22 protein-coding genes are annotated in these 21,197 nt (G+C 29.0%); 21 read left to right on the forward strand and 1 reads right to left on the reverse strand.

From position 1 onward, the window contains the following. Positions 1-603: 603 nt before the first annotated feature. The 5 genes from aspS to JYG23_RS02905 all read left to right on the forward strand — a co-directional run bounded on the left by aspS (position 604) and on the right by JYG23_RS02905 (position 5,566). Positions 604-2,382: an aspartate--tRNA ligase gene (gene aspS / locus JYG23_RS02885; protein WP_207236953.1), complete on the forward strand. Its 1,779-nt coding sequence runs from the start codon at positions 604-606 to the stop codon at positions 2,380-2,382. Between the two features lie 219 nt (positions 2,383-2,601). After that, positions 2,602-3,288, forward strand: a complete 687-nt coding sequence (locus JYG23_RS02890; RefSeq protein WP_207236954.1) for a ThiF family adenylyltransferase — start codon at positions 2,602-2,604, stop codon at positions 3,286-3,288. A 4-nt stretch (positions 3,289-3,292) separates the two neighbouring features. After that, the gene (locus JYG23_RS02895) at positions 3,293-3,712 is read left to right on the forward strand and encodes a SoxR reducing system RseC family protein (RefSeq protein WP_207236956.1); all 420 of its coding nucleotides are present in this window, start codon (positions 3,293-3,295) and stop codon (positions 3,710-3,712) included. An 11-nt stretch (positions 3,713-3,723) separates the two neighbouring features. Further along, positions 3,724-5,034: a replication-associated recombination protein A gene (locus JYG23_RS02900; protein ID WP_207236957.1), complete on the forward strand. Its 1,311-nt coding sequence runs from the start codon at positions 3,724-3,726 to the stop codon at positions 5,032-5,034. Positions 5,035-5,059: 25 nt separating this feature from the next. Then, positions 5,060-5,566, forward strand: coding sequence for a hypothetical protein (locus JYG23_RS02905; protein ID WP_207236959.1), 507 nt, complete (start codon positions 5,060-5,062; stop codon positions 5,564-5,566). 27 nt (positions 5,567-5,593) lie between these two features. On the opposite strand, the gene JYG23_RS02910 is transcribed toward JYG23_RS02905, so the two are convergent. Next, a complete protein-coding gene (locus JYG23_RS02910) occupies positions 5,594-6,868 on the reverse strand; it encodes a M14 family metallopeptidase (protein WP_207236960.1) in 1,275 nt (424 codons plus the stop codon). A 65-nt stretch (positions 6,869-6,933) separates the two neighbouring features. Here JYG23_RS02910 and JYG23_RS02915 point away from each other — a divergent pair, with 65 nt between their 5' ends. The 16 genes from JYG23_RS02915 to udk all read left to right on the forward strand — a co-directional run bounded on the left by JYG23_RS02915 (position 6,934) and on the right by udk (position 21,186). Beyond that, on the forward strand, positions 6,934-7,194 hold the full coding sequence (locus JYG23_RS02915) for a putative Se/S carrier-like protein (RefSeq protein ID WP_207236962.1): 261 nt from the start codon (positions 6,934-6,936) through the stop codon (positions 7,192-7,194). 135 nt (positions 7,195-7,329) lie between these two features. Then, complete coding sequence (locus JYG23_RS02920; protein WP_207236964.1) at positions 7,330-7,752, forward strand: Rrf2 family transcriptional regulator; 423 nt, start codon at positions 7,330-7,332, stop codon at positions 7,750-7,752. 3 nt (positions 7,753-7,755) lie between these two features. Beyond that, a complete protein-coding gene (gene nifS, locus JYG23_RS02925; protein WP_207236965.1) occupies positions 7,756-8,925 on the forward strand; it encodes a cysteine desulfurase NifS in 1,170 nt (389 codons plus the stop codon). Positions 8,926-8,966: 41 nt separating this feature from the next. Beyond that, a complete protein-coding gene (gene nifU / locus JYG23_RS02930; protein ID WP_207237930.1) occupies positions 8,967-9,413 on the forward strand; it encodes a Fe-S cluster assembly scaffold protein NifU in 447 nt (148 codons plus the stop codon). A 146-nt stretch (positions 9,414-9,559) separates the two neighbouring features. Next, on the forward strand, positions 9,560-10,600 hold the full coding sequence (gene mnmA, locus JYG23_RS02935; protein WP_242631620.1) for a tRNA 2-thiouridine(34) synthase MnmA: 1,041 nt from the start codon (positions 9,560-9,562) through the stop codon (positions 10,598-10,600). A 69-nt stretch (positions 10,601-10,669) separates the two neighbouring features. Then, positions 10,670-13,303 (forward strand): alanine--tRNA ligase, encoded by a 2,634-nt coding sequence (gene alaS, locus JYG23_RS02940; protein WP_207236967.1) that lies wholly within the window; start codon positions 10,670-10,672, stop codon positions 13,301-13,303. 51 nt (positions 13,304-13,354) lie between these two features. Further along, positions 13,355-13,654: an IreB family regulatory phosphoprotein gene (locus tag JYG23_RS02945; RefSeq protein WP_207236968.1), complete on the forward strand. Its 300-nt coding sequence runs from the start codon at positions 13,355-13,357 to the stop codon at positions 13,652-13,654. A 71-nt stretch (positions 13,655-13,725) separates the two neighbouring features. Next, positions 13,726-14,673, forward strand: coding sequence for an aldo/keto reductase (locus JYG23_RS02950; RefSeq protein ID WP_207236969.1), 948 nt, complete (start codon positions 13,726-13,728; stop codon positions 14,671-14,673). A 9-nt stretch (positions 14,674-14,682) separates the two neighbouring features. Further along, positions 14,683-15,105, forward strand: a complete 423-nt coding sequence (gene ruvX / locus JYG23_RS02955; protein WP_207236970.1) for a Holliday junction resolvase RuvX — start codon at positions 14,683-14,685, stop codon at positions 15,103-15,105. A gap of 35 nt (positions 15,106-15,140) precedes the next feature. After that, positions 15,141-15,452: a DUF1292 domain-containing protein gene (locus JYG23_RS02960; protein ID WP_207236971.1), complete on the forward strand. Its 312-nt coding sequence runs from the start codon at positions 15,141-15,143 to the stop codon at positions 15,450-15,452. Between the two features lie 41 nt (positions 15,453-15,493). Beyond that, complete coding sequence (locus JYG23_RS02965; protein ID WP_207236972.1) at positions 15,494-17,179, forward strand: ribonuclease J; 1,686 nt, start codon at positions 15,494-15,496, stop codon at positions 17,177-17,179. Then, positions 17,166-17,492: a YlbF family regulator gene (locus JYG23_RS02970; RefSeq protein ID WP_207236973.1), complete on the forward strand. Its 327-nt coding sequence runs from the start codon at positions 17,166-17,168 to the stop codon at positions 17,490-17,492. Before JYG23_RS02965 ends, JYG23_RS02970 begins: the two co-directional genes overlap by 14 nt. Positions 17,493-17,627: 135 nt before the next feature. Then, positions 17,628-18,650: an endolytic transglycosylase MltG gene (gene mltG, locus JYG23_RS02975; protein WP_207236974.1), complete on the forward strand. Its 1,023-nt coding sequence runs from the start codon at positions 17,628-17,630 to the stop codon at positions 18,648-18,650. A gap of 13 nt (positions 18,651-18,663) precedes the next feature. Next, on the forward strand, positions 18,664-19,314 hold the full coding sequence (locus JYG23_RS02980; protein ID WP_207236975.1) for an O-methyltransferase: 651 nt from the start codon (positions 18,664-18,666) through the stop codon (positions 19,312-19,314). Positions 19,315-19,334: 20 nt separating this feature from the next. Then, on the forward strand, positions 19,335-20,558 hold the full coding sequence (locus JYG23_RS02985; RefSeq protein ID WP_207236976.1) for a U32 family peptidase: 1,224 nt from the start codon (positions 19,335-19,337) through the stop codon (positions 20,556-20,558). Between the two features lies 1 nt (position 20,559). Further along, positions 20,560-21,186, forward strand: coding sequence for a uridine kinase (gene udk / locus JYG23_RS02990; protein WP_207236978.1), 627 nt, complete (start codon positions 20,560-20,562; stop codon positions 21,184-21,186). Positions 21,187-21,197: the final 11 nt, after the last annotated feature.

The following is a 21,197-nucleotide window of genomic DNA, read 5'->3' on the forward strand; positions in this document are numbered from 1 at the left end:
TAAACTTACTTAATTGTACATCTTATTTATATCATAATAAATAAATATAGTCAATATGTGAAACAATATAATAATATGCTTTTAGCGGTAAAAACAACATTATACAAAATATTACAGTATCTATATAACATTTAGTAAAAAAATAGATAATAATATTTAATATAATATATAGTTAACTTATTGAAAAAATAATATAATTAAGAATAATTATAAACAATTATTCTTAATTATAATTTTACACTGTCGATAAATGTAAAAATATCTGTTAAATTATTATCATTGTTATAAAAATATTATATAAATTAAAATAAAGAGATTGACTTTTATATATTTTTATGATAATTTTAATTAAATTAATATTATGCAATAGGAAGAGTAGTTTGACTAGTTTATTAAGCGAAGCAGGGTTGGTGAGAGCCTGTTAAAAATGGTTATATGAAAGACACCTATATAAGATGCATACTAATTGAGAGGAATTATTTTAGGATAATTCAATTAGGGTGGCAACGCGGGTTAACTCGTCCCTTACATGTGGGAGGAGTTTTTTATATGCAAAAAAATTTAAATTACCTCACAAATCAACAATTATAGGAGGATGATACCATGGAATCAATGGGTAACTTAAGAAGAACCAATATGTGTAACGACCTGAGAATGGGAGATATTGAAAAAGAAGTTATACTTATGGGTTGGGTACAAAAAAGAAGAAATCTAGGAGGCTTAATATTTGTAGATTTAAGAGATGTTACAGGATTATTACAAATAGTATTTGATACAGATGTTAATAAAGAAGCTTTTGAAAAAGCTGAAACTCTTAGAGGCGAATATGTTATTGCTGTAAAAGGCAAGGTAAAAGAAAGAGAATCTAAAAATCCTGATATGGAAACAGGAGATGTAGAAGTATATGCGGATGAACTAAGAATATTAGATACTGCTGAAACACCACCTATTTATGTAAAAGATAATGATGATGTACAAGAACAAATGAGGCTTAAGTACAGATTTCTTGATTTAAGAAAACCATCTATGCAAAAGAAACTTTTAACTAGAGCAAAGATGAATAATGTAATTAGAAATTATATGTTTGAGAATAGTTTTAACGAGATTGAAACACCATACTTAACAAAACCAACTCCAGAGGGAGCAAGAGACTATCTTGTACCAAGTAGAGTTAACGAAGGTAAATTCTATGCATTACCACAATCACCACAATTATTCAAACAATTGTTGATGGTATCAGGCTTCAATAGATATTACCAAATAGTTAGATGTTTTAGAGATGAGGACTTAAGAGCAAATAGACAGCCAGAATTTACACAACTTGACTGTGAAATGTCTTTTGTTGATGTAGAGGACGTTATAGCTATTAATGAAAAGTTAATTGCAAAAATATTTAAAGAAGTAAAAGGCATTGATATTCAATTACCAATCAAACGTATGTCATACCAAACCGCTATGGATAAATATGGTTCAGATAAACCAGACCTTAGATTTGGTTATGAAATTAATGATATTTCAGAAGTGTTTGCTAATTCAACATTTAATGCGTTCAAGTCAACTGTTGAAGGTGGCGGAAAGGTTAAATGTATTAAGATTGATGGTTCAGCAGATGATTTTTCTAAAAAAGGTTTATCTAACTTAGAAAAATTTGTTAAAACTTGTGGAGCTAAAGCACTTGCTTGGTTCAAGCTTAAAAATGGAGTTGTAGAATCACCTATAGCAAAATTCTTAGCAGAATCTGAATTAGAAGCATTAAAAGATAAAATGAACTTAGAAGAAAAAGATATAATTTTTGTTATAGCTGATAAAAATAGTGTTGTAAGTACTGCTTTAGGTGCTTTAAGAACGAAAATCGCTCATAGCAAGAATTTAATATCTAATGATGTATTTGAATTAGTATGGATAACTGAATTTCCATTATTTGAGTATGATGAAGAAGAAAATAGATTTGTTGCTAAACACCATCCATTTACAGCACCTATTGACGAAGATATTGATAAGTTAGAGACTAGCCCAGAAACTTGTAGAGCTAAGGCATATGATATTGTTATCAATGGAGATGAAATTGGTGGAGGAAGTATTAGAATTAATAATAGTACTTTACAAAACAGAATGTTTAGAGCATTAGGATTATCTGAAGAAGAAGCCAATGAAAAATTTGGATTCTTGTTAGAAGCATTTAAATACGGAGTTCCACCTCACGGCGGAATTGCATACGGACTAGACAGATTTACAATGCTTATGACAGGCACTGACAACATCAGAGACGTAATAGCATTTCCTAAAACTCAAAGTGCTTCATGCTTGATGACAAACGCACCTTGTGAAGCTAATAATAAGCAATTGAGCGAATTAAGTATTAAGGTAGATATACAAGAATAGCTGTAATATATGAGTAAGCTTATAATTTAAATTTTGACTACTAAAATAGAGAGTGTTTTAATGAGAGATAAATAAGATAGTGAGAAAGTGTTTGATATTGGATAACACTTTCTTTAAAGCTATCTTTTTTTATTAAAATCATGTAGAATTTTTCTTAAAAGCATAGTATAATAAAATTTGTTTATAATTATAATGAATAAAATTACAAAGGTGATAAATTTGAACGAAGAAAAACAAAGATTAGAGCTTGTTTATGGTGAGAAAGCAGTTGAAAAGCTTAAAAATTCTAAAGTTATGATAGCGGGACTTGGTGGAGTTGGAAGTTACGCTGCTGAAGCTATAACTAGAAGTTTTATAGATAATATAGTATTGATTGATTTTGATGTTTATGATATAACTAATCTAAATAGACAATTGCATTCTACTCTTAATAATGTTGGAAGTAGTAAAGCTGATAATATTTGTGAAAATATTTATAATATTAATAAAAATGCGAAAGTAACTGTTATAAAAGAAAAACTTGCTCCAGAAAATATACATCAATTTGTATCAAAAGACATTGATTTCGTTATAGATGCAATAGATGATATAAAAGCAAAGATTAGCTTAATAGAGTATTGCTATACTAATGATATTAAAATTATTAGTAGTATGGGAACGGGTAATAAAATTTATCCTGATAAATTACAAATTTCTGATATCAAAAAAACATCAATGTGTCCTTTAGCAAAAAAAATGAGATATGAGTTAAAAAAACGTAATATAGAAAAATTACCTGTAGTTTTTTCTACAGAAGAAATTATAAGAAATAGTCAAACCAATACAATTGGAAGTACACCATTTGTACCTGCAACAGCAGGGCTAATGCTTGCTTCTTATGTTGTAAATCAAATAGTGAGGAAGTGATAATATGGATCAAAATGGAATAGTAAAACAAATTAAAGGAAATAAAGCTATAGTGACAATTAAAAGAAAAACGTCATGTGGAGAAAGCTGTGACAGTTGTTCTGCAATGTGCAAGGTGCCTTCCGTTAATATTACGGCTGATTTGATTGATGGAGTAAAGGTAGGAGATACAGTAGAGGTATTTTCTGAAGATATAAATGTACTTAAATATGCACTTGTTTTATATGGACTACCTCTTTTGTTGATGGTAGCAGTTATTTTGATGACAAATGCTATATTTAAAGGAGAAAATGGACAACTATATGCAGGACTATGTGGTATAGCTTCACTTGCGGTTTCTTTTATAATTTTAAAAATATATGATAAAAAGGAATCATCAAAAAAAAGTTTTAAGTATTTTATTGTAAAAAAAGTTGAAGAATAAGGATATAATATATGAACATATTTGAAATGCAATATAACGAAGCAATAAAAAAATTAGGACCTCTTGCAGAGAGAATGAGACCTGATAGTCTTGATTATTTTGTTGGACAAAGTCATATTGTAGGTAAAGGAAAAATTTTAAATCGTGCTATAAAAGCAGACAAGCTTACTTCTGCTATATTTTATGGTCCACCTGGTACAGGTAAAACAACTCTTGCTAAAATTATCGCAAAATCAACCAATAATAATTTTACAACATTAAATGCTGTAACAAGTGGTATAAAAGATATAAAGGAAAAAATAGAAGAAGCAAAAAATAGTTTGGGAATGTATAACAACAGAACTATTCTGTTTATAGATGAAATTCACAGATTTAATAAGGCACAACAGGATGCTTTGCTTCCTTATGTAGAAAATGGAACTATTGTTTTAATAGGTGCAACAACAGAAAATCCGTATTTTGAAGTTAATTCAGCACTTATTTCAAGATCATTAGTATTTCAGTTTAAAAAAATAACTAATGATGATATAAAAAATGTTTTATTAAAAGCTATATCTGATAAAGAAAGAGGATATGGAAATTTAAATGTACAAGTTGAAAATGGTGCATTGGAACATATTGTTAATAATTCAAATGGTGATGTAAGAAAGGCACTTAGTGCTTTAGAACTTGGAATAACTACTACTGAACCAAATGATCAAAATATAATTAATTTGACTATTGAAGATGCTGAGGAATGTATTCAAAGTAAAAAAGTAACATATGATAAAAAAGGCGATGAACATTATGATACAATATCAGCCTTTATAAAAAGCTTAAGAGGTTCAGATCCAGATGCAGCAATTTTTTGGCTTGCAAAAATGATAAAAGGTGGAGAAGATCCTAAGTTTATAGCTAGAAGAATAATTATATCGGCATCAGAAGATGTGGGAAATGCAGACCCAAGAGCACTTGAAGTTGCTGTGAATGCATTTAAAGCAGTTGAAATAATTGGTATGCCAGAAGGTAGAATTATTTTGGCGCAGGCTGTTGTCTATATTGCCTGTGCTCCAAAAAGCAATGCTTCATATATGGCTATAAATAAGGCTCTAGGAGCAGTAGAAAAGTGTTCGAATGAAGTACCTAACCATTTGAAGGATGCAAGCTACAAGGGCGCTAAAAATCTTAAGAGAGGAATAGATTATAAATATCCTCATGACTATAATAAATTTTATGTTAAACAGCAGTACCTTCCAGATGGAGTTAAAAATATATTTTACGAGCCTAAAGATTCAGGCTATGAAGCAAGAATGAAAAAGTTTTTAGAATATCTCAATAGCTAGAACTTTTAGGAAAGGAGGATAATCAATGAAATATAAATTAATGAATTCAAAAATTACAGACGAAAATATAATTTTAAAATTAGAAAAATGTATTAATTTTATCGATTATAACAAAAACAATGAATATGATATAGACATTGATTATTATAATTATGATTTGGTAGAGGATAAGCTTAATAATGATATTGCTTATGAAATAAGAAAAGAACATTATGAGTTTATTAGATTAATAAGAAATGTATTCAAGAAGAATAATATAAATGTTAATGAAGTAAACTTGATTGGAACAGTATCAAATATTGTCAAGGGTGATATTAATATAAGTGTAATTAAATCTAAGTACCAGCAATATATTAGAAATAACGTTGTTCCATGCAAAGAAATATTTTTATATGAGGATAGCAAAAAAACACTTGATATGCTACTTCAAAATGATCAGATAAGTGAAGAAGAATATGAGACAAACATATACATGCTTCAGGAAGAATTAGATATAGATGTAATAGATGAAGAAAGTGAATATATAAATTAAATCAGGGCAAACACCCTGATTTTTATTTTATACTGTTGTTGAAGCAAGTATTAATTTAACATTGTCATCGTAAATCTTAGGTAATTGGGATAAAGGAAGCGGATTTTTACCCTTTCCAGTTTCAACTGTGTAGCCTGGATTTTGAAAATCCTGTATAAACCAATCCTTATAGCCTGCATATGATGCAACTCCTTTAGCGGTATCAAGTACATATCCACTTGCTTCTGCAAGCTTTTCTCCAATTTCTTCATCTTTTTCGGTTGATAAATTCATAAAATTCCAATAAATAATTTCACCCTGCGAATGATATGCAATTACAAGATAAAAATCTTCTTCTTTTGTTAAATCCCTTAATGCAATAGTTTCAGGTTCTGAAAAAGCGGAAGGTCCTGAATATCTTGTAGGTCCGGGCCCTGTAATCCCTATTTTATTTTCTGCTTTTTTTGAAGCTTCCCATCCCGCGTCATAATTATGATTTAAATCAACTCCTCTTATATTTGATTGCCACACTTCTCCAAAAGACTTTCCAGTGTTATTCCATTTAAGTAAATCATTATAGTATGGATTGTCAAGCTTAAGCCCTTCATTAACCAAATCTACGCCATCTGGATTTACCATAGGGACAATATACATAGTGAAATTGTTATAAATATCCTGTAAATCGTAACCTTCAATTGTTTCATTATTGATTAGAGCATTGCTCATTCTTTCAATAAGTTGCATTAAAAATACGCTATTTATCCATTCTAATGCATGATGCGTGCTATTAAAATGAAGTTTTTTTGGACCTACGCCAAACTTAATCATATATAACTCTTTGTCAAGAACGCTTTTGCCAATAGAACTAACATCTAAAAATGGATATCTTTGTTTAAGTCCCATTATATTCATTTCCATGATGTCATATGTATATTTTACATCATCGGGAACAATTTCATAATTAAATGGAATTGTTATTGCTGTGTTTGGAATTAAATTTTCGAAATCAACTGTTGGATTGGCAGATTTTATTAAGCTTTCAGTTGAATTGTTCAAAGCAGCAATAGTTTCTATTGTATCGTTTGGTTCTACAGTATAAAAAGTAAATCCTAAAAAGTATTTTTCAAGAGCTTTTTCTGTTACAGGTCCAACTATTCCATCTTCTTTTATTCCATTTAACATTTGGAATTTTTTTATTGCTTTCGATGTTATAGGGCCATAAACTCCGTCTACGTCACCATTGTATAATTTTAACTTTTTCAGTAAAGATTGAATTTGCATAACATCAGTACCGGTTGTACCATTTTGTAAAAATAATATCATATTTCACCTCATAATTTGTAACAAATTGTTATATTTTTAATAATTTAAAGTAAAGGAGGAGTAAGATGGAACATTATGTAATAACTTATAAGTATGGTAATTTTACTATGGCTGCTTATAGCAGACTTCAAAGTTTAAATATTAATAACATTAAATTAGCACCCGTGCCTTTTGCAATTAAGACAGAATGCGATTTGTGTATAATTGTGAATGATTATAATACATTATTAATTGTTCTTAATGAATCTACGAAATATCCTGTAGATAATGTGTATATGGCAACGAAAATGACTGGAAATTTAGTATATAGGTTACTGGATTTTTAATTCAGTCTTTTATTAAAGATATGCAGATAATAAAAAAATATTATTTATTTAAAATTCAATGTTGACAAAATTAGTCGGGTATAATATAATAAACCCGACTAAATAAGTTGGGATTAAAAGAATGGAGGCATTTAAATGATATTATCGACAAAAGGAAGATATGGTTTAAAAGCTGTGTTTGAATTATCTTTGAATTATGGAGAGGGTCCTGTTACATTAAAAAAAATATGTGATAAGTATGAAATTTCAGAAAATTACTTGGAGCAGCTATTTGCAAAACTTAAAAAAGCTGGATATATAGTTTCTACTCGAGGAGCATATGGTGGCTATAGTTTAGCAAAACAACCACAAGATGTAACTGTTGGAATGATTCTGCGAACATTAGAAGGAGAAATAACTACGTCTGAATGTTTAAACAAAGATGTATGTCGTAGAGAATCAGTTTGTGCTACAAGGACAATTTGGAGCAAAATAGAAAAGAGTATAAATGATGTTATAGATAACATAACATTATTAGACATGATAGATGAACATCATAAAATTACAGCGGAGGACTAGATAATGAATAAAAAAATATATTTGGATAATGCTGCAACTACTATAGTTAAAAAAGAAGTTGTAGATGAAATGATTAAATATTTAGGTGAGTACTACGGTAATCCATCTAGTGGTATTTATGAAATAGGAAGAATTTCTAAAGATGCAATAACTAATGCAAGACAAATTATATCTTCATTTATAAATGCTGATGAAAATGAGTTGTATTTTACATCAGGTGGTACTGAGTCGGATAACTGGGCTATTAAAGGTGTAGCATTTGCTAATCAGGAAAAAGGGAAGCATATTATAACTACTAAAATCGAACACCACGCTGTATTGCATACATGTGAATACTTAAAAAAATTTGGATTTGATATAACATATCTTAACGTTGATAAATATGGTATGGTTGATTTAGAAGAATTGAAAAATAGTATTAGGCCTGATACAATATTAATCTCAGTTATGTTTGCTAATAATGAAATTGGAACTATTCAACCAATAGAAGAAATAGGAAAAATAGCTAAAGAACATAAAATATTATTCCATACAGATGCTGTACAAGCCTTAGGTGGTGTAAGAATTGATGTTAAAAAGCTAAATATAGATTTAATGTCAATGTCATCTCATAAAGTGCATGGACCTAAGGGAATAGGTGCTATGTATCTTAGAAAAGGTGTAAAAATTGATAACTTTATGCATGGTGGAGCTCAAGAAAGAAAAAGAAGAGCTGGAACTGAAAGTGTACAAAATATAGTAGGATTTGGCAAGGCGGTTGAACTACTAAATAAAGATTTTGAAAAAAGTAATGAACACATAATTGCGTTAAGAGATAGACTAATTAATGGAATACAAAGTAATATAGAAGACGTAGTATTGAATGGACATCTAACAAAAAGACTTTCAAATAACGTTAACTTCTCATATAAATATATTGAGGGTGAATCAATATTATTATGGCTAGATATGGATGGTATTAGTGCATCAAGTGGTTCTGCATGTACATCAGGTTCTTTAGATCCATCTCATGTGCTTCTTGCAACTGGATTGGATCATGGTACATCACACGGCTCAATAAGATTTACAATTGGTGATGACACTACTGAAGAAGATATTGACTATGTTATACAAAAAATGATTGAGATAGTTCAAAAATTAAGAAACATGTCACCACTATACAAAAAACATTAAAATTAATAATAATATTTAAAAATAGGGAGAAAATTATTATGATGTATACTGAAAAAGTAATGGATCACTTTAGAAATCCAAGAAATGTAGGAGAAATAATCAAAGCAGATGGTGTTGGTGAAGTAGGCAACCCAACTTGCGGTGATATAATGAAAATATACTTAAAAATTAATGAAGACCAAATTATTGAAGATGTTAAATTTCAAACATTTGGTTGCGGTTCAGCAATTGCATCGTCTAGTATGGCAACAGAGTTAATTAAGGGAAAAAGCATACAAGATGCAGTAGAGTTAACTAATAAAGCTGTAATTGAAGCTTTAGGTGGACTACCACCAGTTAAGGTACACTGTTCTGTATTAGCAGAACAAGCTGTAAAAGCCGCTCTTTATGACTATTCTCAAAAACATAGCATTACTATAAAGGGATTGGAAAATTATGATCCACATGCAACAGATGATATACATGATCATACACATGGAGAAGAATAAACTTAACAGAGTTTAATTTTAAGCAGATTTACTTAGTTTTGGTTTGACTGTGTAAATCTGCTTTGCTATAATGATGTTTAAATATATTTAAATTAGTCTTTCAAACTAACTAAATATGTAAAATAAATATATATATGAGGTGAATGATGGATAATAAAAAAGTTTTATTAGGAATGAGTGGAGGAGTAGACAGTACTGCGTCAGCAATTTTATTAAAGCAACAAGGCTATGAAGTAATAGGTGCAACCTACAGACTTACGGATGATGAGAATTTTGAAAAAAGCATAAGTGATGCAAAATATTCTGCTGATTTGATTGGTATAGATCATATAGTAGTTGATTACAGAAATGAATTTAAAGATAAGGTTATAAGTAATTTTATTAGTGAGTATTCAATGGGTCATACGCCAAATCCATGTGTTGTATGTAATAAAAACATTAAATTCAATCAGTTTTTAAAAACTGCAGATAAAATGGGTATTAAATATGTTGCATCTGGACAATATGCTAATATTCGAGAAAATAATGGTAGATATTATATAGTAAAAGCTAGAAATATAGCCAAAGATCAAACTTATTTTGTATATTCTTTAAAAGAAAATATTTTAGATAGAGTTATATTTCCTATGGGAAATATGATATCAAAAGACGACACAAGAAAAATTGTACATGATGCAGGTATAAAAATTTATAATAAGAAAGATAGTCAAGAAATCTGTTTTATTAAGAATATGAAATATACAGATTATATAAATGCTAATTCTAATATAACATTTAAAGCAGGTAATTTTGTAGATACAAAAGGTAATATTTTAGGCAAGCATTCTGGAATAATAAACTATACTATTGGTCAAAGAAAAGGACTTGGTGTAACATTTGGCAAGCCTGTATTTGTAGTTGATATAGATTACAAGAATAATACAGTTGTTCTTGGTGAAAATGAAGATTTGTTTAAAGATAAATTAAAATTATCAAATTACACTTTTATTAATGAAGAATATGATAGAGAATTAAATAAACTAACAGCTAAAATTAGATATGCTGCAAAAGAGGAAAATGTTGTAATTACAAAAGAAAATGATGGATTATTGGTAAAATTTGAAAACCCAGTTCGTGCCATAACAAAAGGCCAATCCGTAGTATTTTATGACGGTGATATTTTGGTTGGAGGGGGCATAATTGAGTAACTTTAATAGTTGACAATCATTTAATAAATGCGTTATAATCAAATGATACGTAACAATGTTGGAGGAATTATGGAAAATAAATATTCAATTAATAATATAAGAGAACAATATTTAGATTTTTATAGATCAAAGGGACATTTAATAGAGCAAAGTGCATCGTTAATACCTAAAAATGATAAGACACTACTTTTGGTTGCCGCTGGTATGGCTCCTTTGAAAAAATATTTTACAGGAGCAGAAACACCACCAAGCAAAAGAATGAGCACATGTCAGAAATGTGTTAGAACTAATGATATGGAAAATGTAGGTGTTACTGCAAGACACTTGACATTTTTTGAAATGTTAGGAAACTTTTCTTTTGGAGATTACTTTAAAAAAGAAGCTATAACATGGGCATGGGAGTTTTTAACTAAAAGAATGGAAATTCCTGCTGAAAAACTTTGGGCAACAGTTTATATAGAGGATGAAGAAGCAATTGATTTATGGACTTCTTTAACTGAAATGCCAAGAGAAAGAATAGTTAAGTTAGGTAAAGAAGATAATTTTTGGGAACTTGAAGTTGGTCCTAGTGGTCCAAGTTCAGAAATATATTTTGATAAAGGTGCTGAATTTGGTTGTGGTAGTCCTGATTGCAAACCAGGATGTGATTGCGATAGATATACAGAGATATGGAACTTAGTATTTACACAATTTGACAAGGATGAAAATGGAGTTTATAATCCGTTAGAACATCCAAATATTGATACTGGTATGGGACTCGAAAGAGTTGCTATGACATTACAGGGAAAAGAAACTGTTTTTGATGTTGAGCCTTTATATAGTGTTATTAAAAAAGCTGAAGAAATTAGCGATGTTAAATATAAAACAAACTTAAAGAATGATACATCAATTAAAATTATAGCTGATCATTCAAGAGCACTTTCATTCTTAATCGGTGATGGTGTTATACCATCAAATGAAGGTAGAGGATATGTTCTAAGAAGGTTAATTAGAAGAGCATTGAGACAAGGAAAACTACTTGGAATAGATAGAGATTTCTTGACTGAAACTGTTCAAGTTGTAATTGATGAATGGAGCCATGCTTACCCTGAACTAAAAGAAAAAGAAAGCTATATATTGAAAGTAGTTAAAATAGAAGAAGAAAAATTTAGAAAAACTATTGATCAAGGTCTTGAAATGTTACAGAAAGAAATTAATAATGCAAAACAAAACGGTCATAATAAATTAGATGGTCAAATAACATTTAAATTGTATGATACTTTTGGTTTCCCTTATGAATTAACAGAGGAAATACTAGCTGAAAATAATTTTGAATTTGATAAACAAGAGTTTTTAGACATTATGGAAGAACATAGAATTATGGCTAGAGAGTCTAGAGGAAAAGCTGGTAGTTCTGGATGGAAAGATAGCGAAATCAATGTAGAAGGCAAGAAAACTGAATTTGTTGGATATGACAACAATTCAATAAAATCAAAGGTTTCTAAAATATTTGTTGATAATAAAGAAGCTAAAGAAATATCAATTGGTGAAAAAGGAATTATAGCTTTATCATCTTCACCGTTTTACGCTGAAATGGGTGGACAAATTGGCGATACTGGTAAAATATTTACAAAGGATTTTGAAGCAACAGTTTTAAATACAAAAAAACTTAATAATATTTTTATACATGAAGTTATAGTTGATAATGGAATTATAAAATTAAATGAGGATGTTACAGCTAAAATTGATGTTTTTAGAAGAAAAAATATTGCAAAAAATCATACAGCAACTCATATTTTGCACAAGGTATTAAAAGAGGTGCTTGGTGATCACGTAAATCAAGCCGGTTCATTAGTTACTGAAGATAGATTAAGATTTGACTATACGCATTTCGAAATGGTAGACGAAAATACTCTTAAAGAAATCGAAAAAAGAGTTAATGATGAAATACTAAAAGATTATAAAGTAATAACAGATGTTGTTTCACTAGAAGAAGCTAAAGCACAGGGTGCTATGGCATTATTTGATGAAAAATATGGAGATGTTGTTAGATTGGTAAAAGTTGGAGATTTTAGTAAAGAACTTTGTGGTGGTACTCACATTGATGAAACAGCTAAAATTGGTATGTTTAAAATATTATCTGAAGGTGGAATAGCTTCAGGTGTTAGAAGAATAGAAGCTGTTACTGGAAAAGCTGCAATTGAGTATTTAAATAATATCGACAATATTGTTTCAGAACTTATGAAATCATTAAAAGCAACAAAAGATGAGATTGTTAACAAGGTTTCAGTATTAAAGAAAGAAGTTAAGGATAGAGACAAAGAAATAGCAAAACTTAACAATGAAATATTAAAATCTAATATGGATGATATACTTAATAACTTTGATGAGATTAATGGTGTTAAAGTCTATAGTATAAAATTAAAAAATACTGATGCAAATACATTAAGAGATATAGCAGATAAAATTAAGGATAAAAATCCTAGTTGTGTTATTGTTTTAGCTTCTGAAGTTAATGAAAAAGTTATTTTTGTAGCATCAGTTACTAAAGATTTAATACAAAAAGGAATTCAAGCTGGTAATATTGTTAAAAAAGCAGCTAGTGTAGCTGGAGGCGGCGGTGGTGGAAGACCTGATTTCGCACAAGCTGGAGGAAAAGATGTAACTAAAATTGATGAGGCTTTGAAAAAAGCAAAAGAAGGAATTATTAATCAATTAAACTAATTGTTTGATTTTAATTTAGTTATATAGTATAATTGTATAGAGGTGCTTATTATGGCGAATAATATTGAAAAGAATTTATGTAATACAACCAGTAATATTGGGCAAAATACAGCTAAATTTGACTACAATACCGAATCATTGAACAAAGCAAGAGAAATATTATCTCAAGTATATCAATCTTTACAAGAAAAAGGGTACAATCCTAGTACGCAATTAATCGGATATTTGCTATCAGGGGATCCTACGTACATTACAAATTATAATAATGCACGAAGTTTAATACGTAAGATAGAAAGAGATGAGCTTTTAGAAGAAATTTTGAAAGTTTATTTAGATGTTTTGAACTTATAACGGTATATGAATTCATATACCGTTTTTTTTTTTTTAAATTTACATAAATATTTTGAATCTTGGTGAAAATAATGATATATACAGAGTTAAAAGAAATAAAGAAAATGTCAAAAATTTGTTTTGGGACATTAGCTTTAAGCAATTTACAAAACAATGAATGCTTAGAACAAAAGGTAAGCGTGCTTGACTATGCATATGAAAAAGGTATAAATTTTTACGATACTGCTGAGCTTTATGATAACTATGACATTCTAGGTAAATTTATGCAAAACAAAAGAAGAGATAGCTTATACATAGCAACAAAAAGTTATGCATATAATAAAGAAACTGCTAAGTACAGTATAGAAAAGGCTTTAAAAGAGCTTAATACTGATTATATAGATATTTTTATGTTGCATGAACAAGATAATGGCAACAATTTTCGAGGACATTATGAAGCTGTACAAGAATTTATGAAATATAAAAGTCAAGGAATAATTAAGCGTTTTGGAATATCTACACATGCTATACAAGCAGTAAATGATAGTGTTGAATTTGATGAAATAGATATAGTTTTTACAATTATGAACAGTACTGGTATTGGAATTAATGATGGAACTAAGGAAAAAATGCTAGATGCAATAAAATATGCAAAAGCAAATGGAAAATTTATTATGGCTATGAAACCATATGGTGGCGGTCATTTAATAAATGATACATATAATGCTTTCAATTTTGTAAATAATATTAAAGAAATTGATTCAATAGCTGTTGGTATGAAAAACAAATCAGAAGTAGATGTTAATATAAATTATTTAGAAAACAAGCCTATTACTGAAGAGCTTAAAAAAAGTGTAAGAGATACGAAAAGAACCTTGTGCATTGCATATTGGTGTGAAGGTTGTGGTAAATGTGTTAAAAGATGTAAGCAAAATGCATTGTCCATTGTTGATGGAAAATGTACTGTTGATATGAGTAAATGTGTATTATGCAGCTATTGCGCAAGTGCATGTGATAGCTTTTGTATAAAAATAGTGTGAGGAAAATAAATGGATAGACTAATAGGGTTAGATGTAGGAGATAGAACAATTGGGGTTGCAGTTAGTGATTTGTTAATGATAACAGCACAAGGTGTAACTACTATAAGAAGAACTAATTTTAAAGCGGATATTTTAGAATTAAAAAAAATAATCGAAGAATATAATGTAAATAAAATTATAGTAGGAATGCCTAAAATGATGAATGGAACGATTGGTATTCAAGGTGAGAAGGTTATAAATTTTACTGAGAAAATGAAAGCAAAAATTGATTTACCAGTAGATTTCCAGGATGAAAGATTAACAACAGCATTATCTGAAAAAATACTAATAAGTGCTGATGTGAAAAGGAAAAAAAGAAAACAGGTTATTGATAAACTAGCGGCAGTTGAAATTCTTTCAACCTATATGGATAAAATGAAAAGAACCTTATAGTTAATTCATAAAAAAATTAAATTTATGGAGGTTTTATGAGCAATAAGAAAAAATTCAATAATGATATTATTGAAAATGAATTAGAAGAGGATGAGGACGATTACGAAGAACAAGTAGTTGAATTGATTAATGATGCTGGGAAAGTTGAAAGATTGATTGTAGAAGCTACTTTTCACCTTGATAATATTAAATATGCTGTATTAAGAGAAGAAAATTCTGATGAGGGAATGATTTACAGTATAGATGAATTACAAAATGGTGAAGTTATGTTTAACATGATTGAAGACGAAGAAGAATTAAAAGAGGTAATAGAAATATATGAAGCTATGGCTGATGATATAATATAGCTTATTGGTTTTATCGGTAACATAAATAAGGAGATGAAAAATTGGCACAAACCAAAAAAAATAAATTAAAAATTATCCCGCTAGGTGGATTAGGCGAGATTGGAAAAAATATAACTGCTATAGAATATAATAAGGATATTATTGTTATAGATTGTGGTATGGCTTTTCCTGAGGACGAAATGCTTGGAATAGATATAGTTATACCAGATGTTACTTATCTTATAAAAAATAAAGATAGAGTAAGAGGCTTATTTTTAACACATGGACATGAGGATCACATAGGTGGTATTCCTTACGTGCTTAAAAAAATTAATATACCTGTATATGGAACAAGGCTTACGATTGGATTAGTTGAAAATAAGTTACTTGAACATAAATTAGAGGATGTTAGCTTAAATGTTATAAATCCAGGTGAATTTGTTAAATTAGGATGTTTTAAGGTTAACTTTATAAGAACAAATCATAGCATACCTGATTCTGTCGGTTTTGCAATAGAAACGCCTATGGGTACTGTAGTTCATACAGGGGATTTTAAAATTGATTATACACCAATTAAAGGTGAAGTAATAGATTTAAATGCTTTTGCTCAATATGGAAAAAAAGGTGTTCTGGTTGCAATGTGTGATAGTACAAATGTTGAAAGACCAGGATTTACACAGTCTGAGCGAACTGTAGGATATAAGTTTATGGATGTATTTAAAGAGTGTAAACATAGAATCATTGTTGCTACGTTTGCATCTAATATCCATAGAGTTCAACAAATTGTTAATGCTGCTGTTTTATATAACAGAAAGGTAGCTATTTCTGGTAGAAGTATGGTGAATGTTGTAAAAGTGGCTCAAGAGCTAGGATATTTAGACGTACCAGAAGGAACTATTATAAATATTAATGATTTAAAAAAATACAAAGATGAAGAAATAGCGTTAATTACAACTGGTAGTCAAGGGGAGCCAATGTCAGCTCTTACTAGAATGGCTAATAATGATCATAAGAAAGTAGTAATAAAAGAAGGCGATATGGTAATAATATCTGCAAGTCCTATTCCTGGTAATGAAAAAACTGTAGCTAGAGTAATAAACCTGTTGTATAAAAAGGGCGCAGATGTGTTATATGATGCATTAGAAGAGATACATGTTTCAGGTCATGCTAGACAAGAAGAATTAAAATTGATGCTATCATTATTAAAACCTAAATTTTTCATGCCAGTTCATGGTGAATACAGACATTTAAGACATCATGCTAAATTAGCAATGTCTCTTGGAATAGAGAAAAGCAATATTTTGATTGCTGAAAATGGTAATGTACTAGAGTTCAATACTAAATCAGGTGCAATAAATGGTAGTGTTCAATCAGGAAAAATATTAGTTGATGGATTGGGTGTTGGAGATGTTGGAAATATAGTATTAAGAGATAGAAAGCACTTATCTGAAAACGGGCTAATAATTGCTGTAATTACAATTGACAAGAAAACTGGAGAAATGATATCTGGACCAGATATAGTTTCTAGGGGATTTATCTATGTTAGAGAAAACATTGACTTGATTGAAGAATCTAAAATAATTGTAAAAACTGCATTTAATAAGTGTAAAGACGCTAACATAAAAGACTGGAGTTCTATAAAAGCAATGATAAAAGATGATTTAAGCAATTTTATCTATGAAAAAATAAAGAGAAGTCCTATGATATTGCCTATAATTATGGAGGTTAGCGTAAATGAACGCATATGATTTAGCTAAACAATTGGCTGAAACAATTAAACTAAGTGATGAATATGTGCAATATAAAAATGCTAAGAAAAATGTTTATTCAAATGAAAAATGTAAAACAGTGCTTCAAAACATTGAAGATAGAATGATGGAAATACAATTAGCATCAATGCAAGGTGGAGAAATTGAGCCTGATAAAATTGAAGAATATGAGAAGCTACAAGCTGAAGCTATGCAGAATGAAACTATAAAAGATTACTATGAAAAAGAAATGAAATTTGAACAAATTATGAATGAAATTTCTCAAGTGATATCTGAAACGGTAGAATTATAGAATAAAAATTGTAAATATAACCACAAAGTTCATTATTAATTAATTATGTTACTTTGTGGTTTATTATTTATGTTGAAAAATAAAAATATAAGTTGTATAATATAAAATGTATATTTATATGTTAAGGAGAAACTTATGAAAAAGTTTGTAATTATTTTGATATTTGTTTTAATACTAGCTATTGGATCATTTATGTATATATCTAATTATATGGAAAGCTCTTTGAGTCCAGTCGATATAAATGATACTACACTAATTACTGTTGAGATTCCTTCAGGTAGCAATACAACTACTATAGCAAATATTCTATATGAAAAAAAATTGATTAATAATGTTAATTCATTCAAATATTTAGCAAAAAAAGATGGTTATGATGTTTTATTAAAGGCTGGAGAATTTACGTTAAGTAAAAGTATGAGTGCTAAAGAGATATTGGACAATTTAGTAAATAAGTCACACTCAAATAATACTATTAATTTAACCATAATAGAAGGATTGACATTAGAAGATACTGCAAAATCAATATCAGAACAATTATCTTTAGATGAAGGTAAATTATTAGAACTTATGAAAGATGCGGATAAATCTAGAGCATCACATGAATTTTTAAAAGATAATGAGGACATAAAGGATTTACAAGGTTACTTATTACCGGAAACATATAATCTTTATGTGGGAATGACTGAAGAAGATATTATTGATTTTTTATTAACACAATTTGATAAATACTATGAAAATACAATTCTTTCTGCATTAAAAAATACAACGCTTAATTTTGAAGAAGTTATAATTCTTGCTTCTATAGTAGAAAAAGAAGCGATGCTAAAAGAAGAAAAACCTATAATATCAGGCGTGTTTATTAACAGGCTTGAAATTGATATGAAGCTTCAATCTTGTGCAACTGTTAACTATGCTCAGGGAGAATGGAAAGCGAGATTATCAGAACAAGATATTTTGATAGATTCTCCATACAACACTTATATTAATGTTGGGCTACCTCCTTCACCAATTAATTCACCTGGTAAGGATTCCATAAATGCAGTCTTGCACCCAGAAAAAGTAGATTACTTATATTTTTTAGCGAAAGGAGATGGTTCTCATTATTTCTCAGTTACTTATGATGAACATCTTAAGGCTAAAGAAAACTATATAGATTAATAGAGGTTAAATAATGGACACAATAACAAGGGAGTATATACAAACATATATACAAAGCTTAATAGAAAATGAAAGTGATGCATTAGAAAAATTTAGAGAAAATTGTGTTGAGAACCATAGACCAATTATTCAAAAAGAAGTAGGGCAATTTATTAAGGTAATGCTTAATATTTTAAAACCTAAAAAGATATTAGAAGTTGGGACCAATGTAGGTTTCTCTTCTATATTTATGTGCAATTCTTTGAATAAGGATGTAGATATACTTTCAATAGAAATTAATGAAGAAGTATTTAATGAAGCTATTGAAAATATCGAAAAATTTGGTTGCCAAAAAAATATTAGAGTTATAAATGATGATGCTATCAATGCTTTAGATTACATTACAGAAAAATTTGATATTGCATTTATTGATGCGGCTAAAAGTCACTATGATAAGTTTTTAGATAAAATTATTAAAATATTAAATCCAAATGGGGTTATAATATGTGACAATGTGTTGTATAAAGGATTAATTGCTAATGATGATTTAGTAGTTAAAAGGAAAAGAACAATTGTAAGAAATATGAGGGAATTTTTAGATTATATTTCACATGATAAAAGATTTGAAACTTCAATAATTCCTATTGGGGATGGAGTGGCTTTAATAAATTTAAAAAATGTTTAGATAATAGATTGGAGAATTGTATGTTACCAAAAATATTAGCACCGGCAGGTAATTTAGATAAATTAATAATGGCTGTTCAATATGGAGCTGACGAAGTATTTTTTGCAGGGAAATCAATGGGTTTAAGAGCAGGTTCTAAAAATTTTGATTCGGATGATTTAGAAAAAGGCATTGATTATTGCCATAAACATGGAGTAAATGCAAACATTACTGTAAATATAGTTCCACACAATGAAGATTTAAAAGGATTTGAAGAATATATAAAATATTTGCAAAAAATAGGAGCAAATGCAGTAATTGCCTCAGATGCAGGAGTTATTGATATAATTAAACAAACAACGCCTGATATGAAAATACATTTAAGCACACAAGCAAACACTACCAATTCAGCAGCAGCAAATTTTTGGTATAAACAGGGTGTAAAAAGAATTGTTTTAGCAAGAGAGCTATCATTTCTTGAAATAGAAGACATCATGAAGAATACTCCAAAAGACTTAGAATTTGAAGCTTTTGTTCATGGTGCAATGTGTATTTCATATTCTGGAAGATGTTTATTGAGCAGTTTTATGACAGGTAGATACTCTAACAAAGGAGAATGCGCTCAACCATGTCGTTGGAAATATAATTTGGTAGAAGAAAAAAGACCTAATGAGTATTATCCAATTGAAGAAAATGATGAAGGAACTTTTATTTTTAATTCAAAAGATATGTGTATGATTGAATACATGCAAAAGTTTATAGATTTAGGTATAACTGCACTTAAAATTGAAGGTAGAATGAAAAGTGAATATTATACTGCAAATGCTGTAAAGGCTTATAAAAATGCTTTGTTAGAAGTTTCTAAATATGGAGAAAAAGCGGATTTGCAATATTGGAAAGAAGAATTGGAAAAGGCTTCTTATAGAGACTATACTTATGGTTTCTATTTAGGAAATCCATATAAAAATGGACAGCTTTATACATCAAGTAGCTATATAAGAACTTATGATGTAGTTGCAATAGTTAGAGAATATGATAAGGCTACACAAACTGCTATAGTTGAGCAAAGAAATAAATTCTGCGAGGGCGATGTATTAGAAGTATCAGGACCAATAGGAAGGCATTTTGAGATTATAGCTAAAGATATGAGAAACAAAAAAGATGAGAAAATTGATTGTGCTCCACATCCACAAGAATTAATAAAAATGAAAATTGAACAAGAACTAGCTCCATATTATATTATTAGGAAAAGGAAGGAAGTATAATATGAAATCACCTTTACTTATTGGAATAACTGGGGGAAGCGGTTGTGGTAAAACAACAATAGTTAATAAGATATTTGCTGAGGTACCTGAAAAAAGCATAGCAATTTTGGAACAAGATTCATACTATAAAGACCAAAGTCATTTATCTTTTGAGCAAAGATGTAAAAGTAATTATGATCATCCTTTAGCCTTTGACACAGATTTATTTATTAAGCATATTAAAAATTTGAAAAAGGGACAAGCGATTGATAAACCTATATATGATTATGAGATACACAATAGAAGAAAAGAAACTAAAATTATAGAACCAAAAGATATAATAATAGTAGAAGGTTTGCTTATATTTTATGATGAAAGAGTAAGGGATTTATTAGATATAAAAATATTTGTAGATACAGACGCAGATTTGAGATTAATTAGAAGAATTATTAGAGATGTAAATGAGAGAGCTCGTACTGTTGATTCAGTTATAACTCAATATATTAACACTGTTAGACCAGCACATGAACAATTTATAGAGCCAACTAAAAAATATGCTGATATAATTGTGACTGAAGGTGGAAATAACTTAGTTGCGATCGATTTGATGGTAACCAAGATTAAAGCTATCATGGATAGTAATAAATAATATAAAATAAC

This window comes from Sedimentibacter sp. zth1 (assembly GCF_017352195.1).
Classification (GTDB): domain Bacteria; phylum Bacillota; class Clostridia; order Tissierellales; family Sedimentibacteraceae; genus UBA1535.